This window comes from Halalkalibacter alkaliphilus, assembly GCF_023555415.1.
Taxonomy (GTDB): Bacteria; Bacillota; Bacilli; order Bacillales; family Bacillaceae_D; genus Halalkalibacter; species Halalkalibacter alkaliphilus.
Map to the genome: position 1 here is coordinate 19,520 of NZ_JAKRYL010000013.1, position 15,415 is coordinate 34,934.

Consider the following 15,415-nt stretch of genomic DNA (forward strand, 5'->3'; position numbering starts at 1 on the left):
TATTATGGCAAAGGTATATTACAATGGAGACGTTAACGAAGCAGTATTAAGTGGGAAAAAGGTAGCAATCGTAGGATATGGTTCTCAAGGTCATGCACATGCACAAAATGCTCGTGAAAATGGAGTAGATGTAATCATTGGTCTTCGCCCAGGAAAGTCATGGGATCAAGCAGTAAGTGATGGTTTTGAAGTATTCCCTGTTAGAGAAGCAGCAGCTCAAGCTGACGTTATCATGATCTTGCTTCCTGATGAGCATCAACCAACAGTTTACAAAAACGAAATTGAGCCAGAATTACATGCAGGAAAAGCATTAGCATTCGCTCATGGATTTAACGTTCATTTCAACCAAATTGTTCCACCAGCAGATGTTGATGTATTTTTAGCAGCACCAAAAGGACCAGGTCATCTTGTGCGCCGTACATTCGTTGATGGAGCAGGAGTACCAGGATTAATTGCTGTTTTCCAAGATGCAACAGGTCAAGCAAAAGATATTGCACTAGCTTACGCAAAGCAAATCGGATCAGCGCGTGCCGGTGTTCTTGAAACAACATTCCAAGAAGAAACTGAAACGGATCTATTCGGTGAGCAAGCAGTACTTTGCGGTGGAACAGCAGCGCTTGTTAAAGCTGGTTTTGAGACATTAGTAGAAGCAGGCTACCAACCTGAAGTTGCATACTTTGAGTGCTTACATGAATTAAAATTAATCGTTGACCTTATGTATGAAGGTGGACTTGAAGGAATGCGTTACTCTATCTCTGATACAGCACAATGGGGAGATTATGTAGCTGGTCCTCAAGTTGTAACTGATGAAACGAAGAAAGCAATGAAGAGCATTCTAACAGATATCCAAACTGGTAAATTTGCAAAAGGATGGATTCTTGAAAACCAAGCAAATCGTCCTGAATTTACGGCGATCACAAGAGCAGAAAGCCAACACCCAATTGAAGTGGTTGGTCGCGAGCTTCGTGAAATGATGCCATTCGTAAAATCTAAAGGAGTGGTTGGTAGTGCGAAAAATTAATGTCTTCGATACCACGCTAAGGGACGGAGAACAATCAGCAGGAGTTAACTTAAACTTTCAAGAGAAACTTGAGATTGCAAAGCAACTTGAACGTTTGGGAGTAGATATCATTGAGGCTGGGTTTCCAGCCTCCTCTCAAGGAGATTTTGCTTCCGTAAGAGCTATTGCTCAAACGATTAAGGGCAGTTCAATTACAGGGCTCTCCCGTTCGCTCGAGCGTGACATTGAGACAACTTGGGAAGCACTTAAAGATAGTGCAGAACCAAGAATCCATGTGTTTATAGCAACATCACCGATTCACATGGAATATAAACTGAAAATGACGCCTGATCAAGTCATTGAAAATGCAGTAGCAGCTGTTAAAAAAGCGAAGAAGACGTTTCCTCAAGTTCAGTGGTCTGCTGAAGATGCAAGCCGAACTGAGCTGCCGTTTCTTGCTAAAATTATTCGTGAAGTGATTGATGCAGGAGCAACAGTTATTAATCTACCTGACACTGTCGGTTACACGACTCCTTATGAGATTGGTCAAATGTTCCGTTATGTCACAGAGAATGTACCTAACATCGATCGTGCGATTCTTTCTACACATAACCATGATGACCTTGGAATGGCGGTTGCGAACTCACTAGCAGCGATTCAAAACGGTGCTGGCCAAGTCGAATGTACGGTTAATGGAATTGGAGAAAGGGCTGGAAATGCAGCACTTGAAGAAATTGCAGTTGCTTTAAACATTCGTCAAGATCACTATAAAGCTGATACAGGGCTTGTTTTAAAAGAAATTAAACGCACGAGCTCCCTAGTAAGTAAGTTAACAGGGATGGTTGTACCAAACAACAAAGCTGTTGTAGGTGCCAATGCATTTGCTCATGAATCTGGTATTCACCAAGACGGTGTGTTGAAAAATAAAGAAACTTATGAAATTATTACTCCTGAGCTTGTAGGAGTTTCTTCAAATCGAATGGTACTTGGTAAGCATTCAGGTCGCCATGCATTTAAAGAAAAACTGTTGGAGCTTGGCTTTAATGGTACAGATGAGCAGCTTCAGAAGACATTTGCTGCTTTTAAAGATCTAGCAGATAAGAAGAAAGATATTACTGAAGAAGATCTATTTGCTCTTATGACTGAAGCAACAGTTGGGGCTGCGGTCGCTCATTATGAATTAGAAACGTTACAAGTAAACTACGGAACAACAAATATTCCGACAGCTACGATTACGATGAAGTTGCCGACGGGTGAAACGGTTCAAGAAGCGGCAACGGGTTCTGGTAGTGTTGAAGCAATTTACAATACACTAGAGCGTGTTATTGATGAAGAGGTCTTGCTTATGGACTACCGAATTCAATCAACAACTGCTGGACGTGACTCGTTAGCAGAAGTGTATGTAACGGTGAAATATGATGGAATGGAGTCATCTGGCAGAGGTACGGCACACGATGTTCTCGAAGCGTCAGCTAAAGCGTATATTAACGCAGTTAACCGAACAATTAATCGAAAACAATTTAATGAACAACAACGTACTAATCCATTAAACGTATAGGGGAGGAAAAGAAATGAAAAAGAACATTGCGATTCTCCCTGGTGATGGGATCGGTCCAGAAGTTTGTGAAGCTGCAACAAAAGTACTTTCAGAAATCGGAAAAATGTATCAACATGAATTTGAGTTTACGTTTGCTGATCTTGGAGGGGCAGCGATAGATAAGACAGGTACACCTCTCCCAGCTGAGACTTTATCGGTTTGTAAAAAAAGTGATGCAGTGTTGCTTGGGGCAGTAGGTGGTCCTAAATGGGATACTCTTCCTGGGGACCAGCGTCCTGAGAAAGGTTTACTAGGGCTTAGAAAAGAGCTGGATCTTTTTGCTAACCTTCGTCCTGTCACTATTTATGATGCATTAGCAGAGGCTTCCCCACTTAAAGATGATGTCATTCAAGGTGTCGATCTTGTTATAGTGAGAGAGCTAACAGGAGGCCTGTACTTTGGCGAACCTCGTGAACGCCGTGGTGAAGGTGAAGAGCAACTTGCGGTTGATACTCTCGTTTATTCACGAAAAGAGATCGAGCGCATTGTAAGAAAAGGGTTTGAATTTGCTGAAATTCGTGGCGGATCTCTAACGTCAGTTGATAAAGCAAATGTACTTGAATCAAGTCGTTTATGGCGTGAAGTCGTTGACGAAGTAGCAAAGGAATATCCTGATGTTAAGTATAGTCATATGCTTGTGGACAATGCAGCTATGCAATTAGTACGTAATCCAAGACAATTTGATGTTATTGTGACAGAAAATATGTTTGGTGATATTTTAAGTGACGAGGCGTCAATGATTACTGGATCATTAGGGATGTTGCCGTCTGCTAGTTTAAGTCAAGACGGTCCAGGTCTATTTGAGCCAATTCACGGCTCGGCTCCAGATATTGCAGGAAAAGGGATTGCTAATCCATTAGCAACACTTTCCTCTGTCGTAATGATGCTAACGTACGCATTTGAGATGAAGGATGAGGCCAATGCATTGGCTGAAGCTATAAATGACGTACTAGAAGCAGGACACCGGACAGCTGACTTAACAAATGATGCAAGCAATGCTTTATCAACAGAAGAAATGACGAATCAAGTAATTGATGCTTTAGCTAAGAAAGCAGTCATCTCATAAAATTGAAACCAAAGGGATGACGTAATGGGAACGTAAGCCTAGGTCTCAGTCTACTAGAATAGTAGACTGCAGTGATAGGTGTTTCCTATGTCATCCTATTAGTCTACTAAATTATTAACAACGAGGAGGAGCGAATATGGCGCCTAAAACGATCATTGAGAAAATTTGGGAATCACATGAAGTAATTCAAGAAGAAGGAAAGCCGAGTCTCCTCTATATCGATTTGCACATGGTTCATGAAGTGACGTCACCTCAAGCATTTGAAGGGTTAAGATTGGCTAATCGTAAAGTCAGACGACCTGATTTAACGTTTGCGACGATGGATCATAATGTCCCAACGGTTAACCGCTATGACATAACGGATCAAATTGCAAGAACTCAAATGGAAACACTTGAAACAAACTGCAAAGAATTCGACATTGATCTAGCGGACTTAGATCATCCTGAAAATGGAATTGTTCATGTCATTGGACCTGAACTTGGTTTAACACAGCCAGGTAAAACGATCGTTTGTGGAGATAGTCATACTTCAACACATGGTGCATTCGGAGCACTTGCTTTTGGGATTGGAACGAGTGAGGTAGAGCATGTTCTTGCTACACAAACATTATGGCAGTCTCGTCCAAAGACGCTAGAGGTTCGTGTAACTGGCAAGTTATCTTCAGAACTCTCAGCAAAAGATGTGATTTTAGCAATTATTGCTAAATTTGGAGTTGACATCGGTACAGGATCTGTAATTGAATTTACTGGTGATGCAATACGTGGTATGACGATGGAAGAACGAATGACAATTTGTAACATGTCGATTGAAGCTGGAGCGAAAGCAGGTTTAATTAGTCCAGATCAAGTGACTTTTGACTATTTACAAGGCCGTGAGTACATTCCATCTGGATCTGCTTTTAATGAGTTAGTAGAACAATGGAAGCAGTTAGCGACGGATGAAGGCGCTACGTATGATCAAGTTGTAACGATTGATGCTTCTGAAATTGAACCGATGGTAACATGGGGAACAAATCCTGCACAAGGTGTAGGAGTATCAAAGCTAGTCCCTTCACCTTCGGATGGAAAGACAGAAACGGATCAACGTGCCATTCAACAAGCATTAAACTATATGGAACTATCACCTGGTACGCCAATTTCAGAAATTGAAATCCAACATGTATTTATTGGCTCCTGTACGAATTCACGCTTAAGCGATCTTAGAGCAGCTGCAAGTGTTATTAAAGGGAAAAAAGTTGCTGAACATGTAAGAGCCCTTGTTGTTCCTGGATCGCAAAAGGTTAAGCAGCGAGCTGAAGAGGAAGGGTTAGATCAAATCTTTACAGAGGCTGGCTTTGAATGGCGTAGCTCTGGATGTAGCATGTGCTTAAGCATGAACCCTGATGTTGTTCCAGAAGGAGAGCGTTGTGCGTCAACATCTAACCGGAACTTTGAAGGACGTCAAGGAAAAGGGGCACGTACGCATTTAGTTAGTCCTGAAATGGCAGCAGCAGCAGCAATAGCCGGACATTTCGTTGATGTTCGTCAGTGGAAAAAACAACAAGTAGCGCAGTAAGGGAGGGACAACAATGGAACCGATTGTAAATCATAAAGGCATCGTTGCAACAATGGACAGAGTAAACGTAGATACAGATCAAATCATACCAAAACAATTTCTAAAGCGTGTGGAAAGAACAGGTTTTGGTCAATTTTTATTTTATGATTGGCGCTTTTTAGCTGATGGCAGCCCAGATCCTAAATTTGAATTAAACCAAGAGCACAACCAAGGTGCAAGCATTTTAGTTGCCGCACATAATTTCGGATGTGGCTCCTCACGTGAGCATGCACCGTGGGCTCTTCATGATTATGGATTTAAGGTGATCATTGCCCCTAGCTTTGCTGATATCTTCTATAATAACTGTGTGAAGAACGGCATGTTACCAATAAGACTAGACGAGAAAAAGGTTCAGCAGCTTTTACAAAAAGGAGCAAATGAATCTATGGAGCTAAGCATTAGTTTAGAAGAACAAACGATTAGTGGAGAAGGATTTGAAGCTTCTTTTGAAATTGATCCTTATTGGAAAGAAATGCTTCTGAATGGTTGGGATGAGATCGGATTAACTCTTAAGTATGAGAAGCAAATAGAAGCATTTGAACAAAAAGCGTAAGTAAAAGGGTGATTCTAACGCCATTGGCGAGATAGAATTGCCCTTTTTGCATGTAAGAAAAAAGCGTGTGCGGCTTTTCTTAATGCGATTCATTGTAATGGAGGGGGGGAACTGATAAACTTAGGTAATAGCGTGAACGACAATTCAACAATTACCATGATTCATTTTTAAACTCACGTAAACTCATGATATAGAGTGAGGCGGTTCTCTAGTGGATAAACGAATACATAAAAAAGATAAGAAAGTAATATTATACCCTGGCCTCGTAAAGCGCTTAATTGAAAAAGGAATGGACGCTTTAAAGGATAAAGATGGGCAATCTGCATATGACTTTTTTTTATCAGCAGAGGAGCATGAGCCCGAAAATCCACAAGTACTATTTGGAAAAATGTTAAGTTTAGTTGAGCTAGGACGGCTAGAAGAGGCTGTAGAACATACAAATAGTCTACTTAAAGAAGGCATCGGAGATTATTACGAAAATTTACAAGTACATATCTCTTTGCTGGTTCAGTTAGGAAAATATCAAGAAGTAGTCGACATTTTAGATGCTGTTCTATCTGAAAATCAATTTCCGCCTCAATTTGCCGAGTCATTTTATCAATTGCTCCATTTTAGTAGACAGATGGTAGGAGACCAAGAATGGTTGAATCAAGTAGAAATAAAGGATGAATCGCTTCCGCTAGAGTTAGTAGAAATGCTTCATTCTGATTCATTGGAACTTCAGTCTAAAGCGCTTCAACATTTAAGAGAGATCGATAATAAAGATGCAACAAGGGCAATTGTTGAATACTTAAAAGGTGAAGATCGTGATTATGTCTTGCAAAGCATTGCACTGAAGACATTAGAGGAAAAAGAATGTGAAGAAATCATACATATAAAGAAACAAGGTAGAGAAAAACATATTGTTCCAAGAGATATGAACAATGACGTTCAACAGGCTTTTTACGAAAAAATACTTAGATATCTTAGTGATGAGCTCGAACATAACGACCCACTTTTATATGAGATTACAAAGCAACTTAGCTGGACTTACCTTTGGTCAATCTATCCTTTCTTACCAGAGCCAGAAGATGTTAAGTTCTGGGGGGATGTCTTCCATTATTGCGCTTGTGAACGAATCGGTATAGAAGAAAATCTCGAAGATTTAATAGAGCGCTATCAATTTAAAAATAAGTTATTTATGGAGAAAGTAAAAGAAGTAAAAGAACTAGAATCGTCTGTCTATCAAATTGATACAAGTTATCTTATTAATAAGAACGACGAAACGTAGACTGGGCTTGGATCAACTATTTGAAATGAACTGACGTTATGTTATACTAGAGTGGTTGTCAAAGATAATAGAAGAAATCTATCGTTTGAAAAAAACGAGATGTGTATAAGTTGGAGGGAAAGTAAATGACTACAAAATGGGAAAAGTTAGAAGGAAATGAAGGCGTCCTTACAGTTGATGTAGCAGCTGAAAAAGTGGATGCAGCACTTGATCAAGCATTTAAAAAGGTTGTAAAAAAGGTTAATGTACCAGGATTCCGTAAAGGTAAGGTACCTCGTTCATTATTTGAAAAGCAATATGGTGTAGAATCACTTTACCAAGATGCTCTTGATATTTTACTTCCAGAAGCATATGCTGGTGCAGTTGCAGAAGCTGGAATCGAGCCAGTTGATCGTCCTGAAATCGACATTGAAACGATGGAAAAAGGAGCTACTCTTGTATTTACAGCTAAAGTAACTGTGAAACCAGAGGTTGAGCTTGGTGAATACAAAGGTCTTGAAGTAGAAGAGCAAGACACAACAGTAACAGACGAAGATGTAGATGCTGAACTTAAGCAGCTTCAAGAGCGTCAAGCTGAGCTTGTTGTCGTTGAAGATGGAGCAATTGAAAATGGTGATACAGCTGTATTTGATTTCGAAGGCTTCGTTGATGGTGAGGCATTTGAAGGTGGACAAGCTGATAACTACTCTTTAGAAATAGGTTCTGGTCAATTTATCCCAGGTTTTGAAGAACAACTAGTTGGTTTAAAAGCTGGAGAAGAAAAAGACGTAGAAGTAACATTCCCTGAAGAGTACCATGCAGAAAACCTAGCTGGTAAACCAGCAACATTCAAAGTGAAAATCCATGACATCAAGCGTAAGGAATTACCAGCACTTGATGATGAGTTTGCAAAAGATGCAAACGAAGAAGTAGAAACGTTAGAAGAGCTTAAGACTCAACTAAAAGACAAGCTACAAAAGGATAAAGATCATCAAGCAGAACATGCAGTTCGCGATACATTAGTGCAAAAAGCTGCTGACAATGCAACAATTGATATTCCTGAAGCAATGGTTACTACTGAAGTAGATCGTATGCTTCAAGAGTTTGAGCAACGTCTTCAAGCTCAAGGTATGAATCTTGAAATGTACTTCCAATTCTCTGGACAAGATGAGAATGCAATGCGTGAGCAGTTCAAGACAGATGCCGAGAAGCGTGTTCGTGTAAATCTTACACTTGAAGCAATTGCAGCTGCAGAAAATCTTGAAGCTACTGATGAAGATGTAGATAAAGAAATTGAAAAAATGGCAGAAATGTACCAACGTTCTGCTGAAGAGATTAAAAATATTTTTGCAGCACAAGGTGGTCTTGAAGGAATCAAAGGCGATCTAAAAATCCAAAAAGCTGTTGAATTTCTTGTCGAAAACAGTAAAAAAGCGTAAGAATTTGATTATGAATGTAGATTAATTTTAAAAAACAAGGTGCGATTTTTCGTACCTTGTTTTTTCCTTGCTTTGGCTGTATGTATGGAGTTTGCAGGAATTGAACAAGCTTAGTATAAGGATGGGCACGCACAAAAATTGTACTGTAATGAAATTTGTACAAGAAAAAGGATTTTTCTTACTTAATCTTGAATGTATAATCAATCCATACATAAAATGAAGTAATCATACTTGATTGCTCGTCTTCTATGTCTAGTCAAAAGTACATAGAAATTCCGTTAATTCAAAGGACATGGAGGTGTGAAGCGAGAACCTATTGGTCAAATTCATTACGAGTCGATGTTGGTGCATTCTACAGGCCATAAGGGTTATCTTTAGTGGTTCTTATCGTTTATGTGATACAATGACGATACGATTAAATAGTCTTCAGTTACTATCTGTTCGTAGTTATTGTATTGTCGTGTCCATTCATAAAAAAAGCCAGTATTAAGGCAGAGTTACTTGAGGATGGTACAATATTTTCTAAGGGGTGATGATTGAATGTTTAAGTTTAATGAAGAAAAAGGACAACTTAAGTGTTCTTTTTGTGGAAAAACACAAGACCAAGTTCGAAAGTTAGTTGCCGGACCAGGCGTGTATATATGTGATGAATGTATTGAACTTTGTACGGAAATCGTTGAAGAAGAACTAGGAACAGAAGAAGAAGTTGAATTTCAAGAGATCCCGAAACCAAATGAAATTAGGCAAATTTTAAATGATTACGTCATTGGACAGGATCGTGCTAAGAAATCACTGTCGGTTGCAGTATATAACCACTATAAGCGTGTTAATTCACTTTCTCGTTCTGATGATGTTGAATTATCAAAAAGTAATATTTGTATGATTGGGCCAACAGGTAGCGGGAAAACATTACTTGCACAAACATTGGCTCGAATTTTAAATGTCCCGTTTGCAATTGCAGATGCAACATCATTAACAGAAGCTGGTTATGTAGGGGAAGACGTTGAGAATATTCTTCTTAAATTAATTCAAGCTGCTGATTATGATGTAGAAAAAGCTGAAAAAGGAATCATCTATATTGATGAGATTGATAAAGTTGCACGTAAATCCGAAAATCCATCGATTACACGCGATGTTTCTGGTGAAGGGGTTCAACAAGCGCTTCTGAAAATTCTTGAGGGAACAAGTGCAAGTGTTCCTCCACAAGGTGGACGTAAGCATCCGCACCAAGAATTTATTCAAATTGATACGACAAATGTTCTATTTATTTGTGGTGGCGCGTTTGATGGAATCGAGCAAATTATTAAGCGTCGTCTTGGTAAAAAAGTAATTGGTTTTGGTTCCGATGTGAAACAAGAAGATCTTAAGCCTGGAGAATACTTAGGAAAAGTGTTGCCAGAAGATTTGCTGCGTTTTGGTTTAATACCGGAATTCATCGGGCGTCTGCCAGTAATCTCAAGCTTAGAGCCACTGGATGTAGATGCATTAGTAGAGATTTTAACACAACCGAAAAATGCATTGGTAAAACAATACAAAAAGCTATTGGAGTTAGACGATGTGGAGCTTGAGTTTACAGAACAAGCCCTACGTGAAATTGCCAATAAAGCTATTGAGCGTAAAACGGGTGCTCGTGGATTACGATCAATTATTGAAACACTTATGCTTGATGTTATGTTTGATCTACCGTCACGTGAAGATATCGTAAAATGTATCATTCATGAGAAATGTGTTACAGAAAACGACTTACCAACGTTGCTCACTGCTGATGGCGAGGAAATTACGTTGCCAAAAACAGAACCAAAAGAGAGTGCTTAAATTTAAAGCGGATCCGATTTTGCGGATCCGCTTTTTGTGCGGAGAAAGTATGTTGTACAAAATTGGATAAAAAAACAAAAAAGTAATTAAGATTAAAAAATAACAGTTACATCAAAAAAGCAGAATTTGAGTAGGGAACAGTTGATTTTCCCATTTTCAGTGGCTTTATTTTGAATAGGTCTTGTTGAATTTCTCCAATCATTCTCAAAACTTTCTTTGATTAGTGTTGTTTTTCCCGGTCATACTAAGGGAAACAAAACGACTACTTCTGGGAGGTTTCATCATGAACTGGACAGGAATTGCTTTGGTGATCCAATTATTTTTTGGGGTTATCATAGGTGTCTACTTTTGGAATTTATTAAAAAGTCAACGTAATCAAAAGGTCTCTATAGACCGTGAATCACGCAAGGAGATGGAAGAGCTACGAAAAATGCGTTCTATCTCACTTAGTGAGCCTTTATCTGAGAAAGTTCGTCCGATTTCATTTGAAGATATAGTTGGGCAAGAAGAAGGCATTCGTTCATTGCGCGCCGCATTGTGTGGACCGAATCCTCAACATGTCATTATTTACGGACCACCAGGTGTCGGAAAGACTGCTGCAGCAAGACTTGTATTAGAAGAAGCCAAAAAAAATGCCGGCTCTCCATTTAAACAGGATGCTGTATTTGTTGAGCTTGATGGGACGACTGCTCGCTTTGATGAAAGAGGGATTGCAGATCCACTTATCGGATCTGTCCATGATCCAATTTATCAGGGGGCAGGCGCAATGGGACAAGCTGGAATTCCGCAACCGAAACATGGGGCGGTTACTAAAGCACATGGTGGTATGCTTTTTATTGATGAAATTGGTGAACTTCATTCGATTCAATTGAATAAGTTATTAAAAGTGTTAGAAGATCGCAAGGTGTTTCTTGAAAGTGCATACTATAGTGAAGAAAATCAGCAAATCCCACGACATATTCATGAAATTTTTCAAAAAGGATTACCTGCAGATTTTAGGCTTGTAGGGGCGACTACAAGAACTCCAGACGAATTACCGCCTGCGATTCGCTCTCGTTGTTTAGAAGTGTATTTCCGTGCATTAAAACCAAAAGAAATTATTCAGATTGCTGAAAAAGCAGCGAAAAAGATTAATTTTGATGCGGAAGATGGAGCGATCGAACGAATTGCCAAATATGCAACAAATGGAAGAGAAGCGGTAAACATTGTTCAAATTGCAGCAGGGATTGCAACATCTGAAAATCGAAACGAACTGACTGTCGCAGATGTGGAGTGGGTACTTCATGCGAGTCAAATTGCTCCTAGACCGGAAAGGAAGATCCATAGTAACTCAGCAATTGGACTTGTGAATGGGCTTGCTGTCTATGGGCCAAATTTAGGGGCATTATTAGAAATCGAAGTGAATGTCCTAGAAAATCCGGGTAAAGGAACTGTGAATATAACAGGAATTGCAGAAGAAGAAAGTACTGGTAACCAAATGCGTTCAATTAGAAGAAAGAGTATGGCAAAAGGATCGGTTGAAAATGTCGTTACGGTTTTAAGACGTATGGGAATTCCAACACAGGATTATGATATCCATGTGAATTTCCCTGGTGGGGGCCCAGTAGATGGCCCATCTGCAGGCACAGCGATTGCAACAGGAATCTATTCTGCCATTCGGGGAGAGAAAGTAAAGAATACTATTGCTATGACTGGTGAGCTTGGAATTCATGGAAAAGTGAAGCCAATTGGAGGGGTTGTTGCAAAGGTGGAAGCAGCGAAACTAGCAGGTGCAGAAATGGTGATCATTCCAAAAGAAAATGAACAAGCCATTTTGCAGCAGATTACGGGAGTTGAAGTAGTCGCTGTGGAGCACTTAGACGAAGTGCTTGATCTGGCCATTGAACAAGAAGAAGAAGAAGTTGTACCAGCAAGTACCGATCTAACCACTTCCATTGCTCCTGTCTAATATTAGACAAACATATAGCGATAAGATAAAATTGAATCATTCAAACCATTTAGTAAAAACACCAAATCATACCAAGGTGAAATTTGGAAAGGATTTGGTCTGGAAATAGGATGTATTGGAGATGGAGGTGTATGCGGATGGTCGAATCAAATGGCAGGCGACAAATTCCGCTTCTACCGTTACGCGGATTGCTAGTTTTTCCAGCAATGGTTCTTCACCTAGATGTTGGAAGACCGAAATCCGTTCAGGCGTTAGAACAAGTGATGGAGAAAGACCATCAAATTTTACTCGCAACTCAGAAAGAAATATCAATAGATGACCCAACAGAAGATGAAATTTATCATATTGGTACATTGGCTAAGGTGAAGAGCCTTCTAAAACTTCCGAATGGAACAGTTCGAATTCACGTTGAAGGTTTGCAACGTGCAAAAATTGATCAGTTTATTCAAAAGGATGAATTCTTACAAGTAGAGGCTGAACTTATTGTTGAGGAAGATGCTTTTCTCACACCAGAAATACAAGCATTAATGAGAAACCTATTATCAATGTTTGAACAGTACACAAAGGTTTCAAAAAAAGTTTCAGCTGAAACTTTAGCTTCCGTGAAAGATATTCATGAAGCAGGACCGTTTGCTGATGTCATTGCAGCTAATTTACCGTTAAAATTAGCTCAAAAGCAAGAGCTGCTTGAAATGCATTCAATTAAGGCTCGCTTACTTAAATTAATTGAAATTCTTAACAATGAACAAGAAGTACTCGGTTTAGAAAAAAAGATTAGCCAACGTGTCAAAAAGTCAATGGAAAAGACACAAAAAGAATATTATTTACGTGAACAGATGAAGGCGATCCAGAAAGAACTGGGCGATAAAGAAGGTCGTACAGGAGAAGTTTCAACATTACGCGCGAAGGCTAAAGAAGTAGAAATGCCTGATTCCGTGAAGGAGAAATTTTTTAAAGAGCTAGATCGTTATGAAAAAATGCCGGCAAATTCGGCAGAGAGTTCTGTACTACGTAATTATTTAGATTGGCTTATTCAACTCCCTTGGACGTATGAAACCGAAGATCAATTAGATGTGGTCCGAGCAGAAGAGATTTTAGATGAAGATCATTATGGGCTTGAAAAAGTGAAAGAACGTGTTCTGGAATACCTAGCCGTTCAACAACTGACTCGTGAGTTAAAAGGACCAATCCTTTGTTTAGCTGGTCCTCCTGGAGTTGGAAAAACATCCTTAGCGCGTTCAATTGCGCGTTCATTAAATCGAAAGTTTGTCCGTATCTCCCTTGGTGGGGTTCGTGATGAAGCGGAAATTCGTGGTCATCGCAGAACTTATGTCGGGGCAATGCCTGGACGTTTAATTCAAGGGATGAAAAAAGCGGGTTCAATAAATCCAGTGTTCCTTTTAGATGAAATTGATAAAATGGCCAATGATTTTAGAGGGGATCCGTCCTCTGCTCTACTTGAAGTGCTTGATCCGGAACAAAATAATACGTTTAGTGATCATTATATTGAAGAGCCTTATAATCTTTCTAAAGTTATGTTCATTACTACAGCGAATAATATCGGTACGATTCCGGGTCCGCTTTTAGACCGAATGGAAATTATCTCCCTAGCTGGTTATACAGAGCTTGAGAAAATTCACATTGCGAAGGATTACTTACTACCTAAGCAAATGAAGGATCATGGACTTAGTAAGGGAATGCTGCAGATGAAGGATGAAGCGATTCAAAAAGTGGTTCGTTACTATACCCGTGAAGCGGGGGTCCGTAATCTTGAACGCCAGCTCGCAACCCTCTGCCGAAAAACTGCGAAGAAGATAGTAACCGCTGAAAAGAAAAAAGTCATTCTTACTGCAAATACAGTAGAAGAAATGCTTGGAAAACCAAGATTCCGCTACGGGATAGCAGAAGAGGAAGATCAAGTTGGAGCAGCAACTGGGCTCGCTTACACGACAGTGGGTGGCGATACGTTATCCATAGAAGTGTCAGTAGCACCTGGAAAAGGGAAACTAACGTTAACTGGTAAGCTTGGTGATGTAATGAAAGAGTCGGCTCAAGCCGCATTTAGTTATATTCGCTCACGTTCAGCTGAGTTGAATATTGACCCTGAGTTCAACGAAAAAAATGATATTCACATTCATGTTCCTGAAGGGGCAACACCAAAAGATGGTCCTTCTGCAGGGATCACAATGGCTACAGCACTTGTATCAGCACTAACAGGACGAAAAGTGAAAAAAGAAGTTGGAATGACTGGAGAAATTACACTCCGAGGGCGTGTCCTTCCAATCGGTGGCTTAAAAGAAAAATCGATGAGTGCTCACCGTGCAGGACTAAAAACAATCTTAATCCCTAAAGATAACGAAAAAGATTTAGAAGATGTACCAGAGAGCGTGCGAAAAGACTTACAGTTCATTCTTGTATCTCACCTAGATGAAGTCTTAAAGCACGCGTTAGGAGAGTAGAATGAAAGTAACAAAATCAGAATTAGCCCATGTGGCAGTAAAACCAGAGCAATATCCAACATCTCGTCTTCCTGAGATCGCCTTGTCTGGGAGATCAAATGTTGGTAAATCATCATTTATAAATAAAATGATCAACCGAAAAGGGTTGGCACGCACGTCGCAACGACCAGGGAAGACGCAAACGTTAAACTTTTATGAGATCAATGAAATGCTTTATTTTGTCGATGTACCTGGCTATGGATTTGCGAAAGTCCCAAAGCCTGAGCGAGAAGCCTGGGGGCGGATGATTGAAACGTACTTACAGGATCGTGAACAATTAAAAGCGGTTGTACTTATAGTGGACCTACGTCATCCACCATCTGCAGATGATAAAATGATGTATAATTGGCTTAAACACTTTGATATTCCCGTCATTGTCGTTGCAACAAAAAGCGATAAGATTCCAAAAGGAAAATGGGAGAAGCACCTGAAAGTGATAAGAAATGATTTAGAAAAAATTGAGTCAGACCCATTACTACTTTTTTCTTCTGAAACGGCACAAGGAAAAGAACAAGTGTGGAAAACGATTCAGCACTATATATCGCAATAATGGGAGAAAACAAAGAGCAAAAGAGGTTCCAAAAGGTTGATTTGATCCTTAGGAACCTCTTTTTTCTATTCTTTGCATGAGAAAAGCCTTTTTAACAGATATTATT

The 15,415-nt window shown here is 39.7% G+C and carries 11 protein-coding genes; all 11 read left to right on the forward strand.

Features of this window, described 5'->3' with window-relative positions:
* Positions 1-4 precede the first annotated feature (4 nt).
* The 11 genes from ilvC (at position 5) to yihA (ending at position 15,309) form a co-directional block, all read left to right on the forward strand.
* Positions 5-1,021, forward strand: coding sequence for a ketol-acid reductoisomerase (ilvC, locus tag MF646_RS13140; protein WP_250096963.1), 1,017 nt, complete (start codon positions 5-7; stop codon positions 1,019-1,021).
* Positions 1,008-2,558: a 2-isopropylmalate synthase gene (locus tag MF646_RS13145; RefSeq protein WP_250096964.1), complete on the forward strand. Its 1,551-nt coding sequence runs from the start codon at positions 1,008-1,010 to the stop codon at positions 2,556-2,558. Before ilvC ends, MF646_RS13145 begins: the two co-directional genes overlap by 14 nt.
* A gap of 13 nt (positions 2,559-2,571) precedes the next feature.
* A complete protein-coding gene (gene leuB / locus MF646_RS13150; protein WP_250096965.1) occupies positions 2,572-3,663 on the forward strand; it encodes a 3-isopropylmalate dehydrogenase in 1,092 nt (363 codons plus the stop codon).
* A 136-nt stretch (positions 3,664-3,799) separates the two neighbouring features.
* Positions 3,800-5,218 carry a 3-isopropylmalate dehydratase large subunit gene (gene leuC, locus MF646_RS13155; RefSeq protein WP_250096966.1) on the forward strand — a complete coding sequence of 473 codons (1,419 nt, stop codon included), beginning with the start codon at positions 3,800-3,802 and terminating at the stop codon, positions 5,216-5,218.
* Between the two features lie 13 nt (positions 5,219-5,231).
* A complete protein-coding gene (gene leuD / locus MF646_RS13160; protein WP_250096967.1) occupies positions 5,232-5,810 on the forward strand; it encodes a 3-isopropylmalate dehydratase small subunit in 579 nt (192 codons plus the stop codon).
* A gap of 211 nt (positions 5,811-6,021) precedes the next feature.
* Positions 6,022-7,080 (forward strand): tetratricopeptide repeat protein, encoded by a 1,059-nt coding sequence (locus tag MF646_RS13165; protein ID WP_250096968.1) that lies wholly within the window; start codon positions 6,022-6,024, stop codon positions 7,078-7,080.
* Positions 7,081-7,205: 125 nt separating this feature from the next.
* Complete coding sequence (gene tig, locus MF646_RS13170) at positions 7,206-8,498, forward strand: trigger factor (RefSeq protein ID WP_250096969.1); 1,293 nt, start codon at positions 7,206-7,208, stop codon at positions 8,496-8,498.
* Between the two features lie 540 nt (positions 8,499-9,038).
* Positions 9,039-10,313 carry an ATP-dependent protease ATP-binding subunit ClpX gene (clpX, locus tag MF646_RS13175; RefSeq protein ID WP_250096970.1) on the forward strand — a complete coding sequence of 425 codons (1,275 nt, stop codon included), beginning with the start codon at positions 9,039-9,041 and terminating at the stop codon, positions 10,311-10,313.
* 283 nt (positions 10,314-10,596) lie between these two features.
* On the forward strand, positions 10,597-12,261 hold the full coding sequence (gene lonB / locus MF646_RS13180; RefSeq protein WP_250096971.1) for an ATP-dependent protease LonB: 1,665 nt from the start codon (positions 10,597-10,599) through the stop codon (positions 12,259-12,261).
* A gap of 137 nt (positions 12,262-12,398) precedes the next feature.
* On the forward strand, positions 12,399-14,720 hold the full coding sequence (lon, locus tag MF646_RS13185) for an endopeptidase La (RefSeq protein WP_250096972.1): 2,322 nt from the start codon (positions 12,399-12,401) through the stop codon (positions 14,718-14,720).
* A 1-nt stretch (position 14,721) separates the two neighbouring features.
* Positions 14,722-15,309, forward strand: a complete 588-nt coding sequence (gene yihA, locus MF646_RS13190) for a ribosome biogenesis GTP-binding protein YihA/YsxC (protein WP_250096973.1) — start codon at positions 14,722-14,724, stop codon at positions 15,307-15,309.
* Positions 15,310-15,415: the final 106 nt, after the last annotated feature.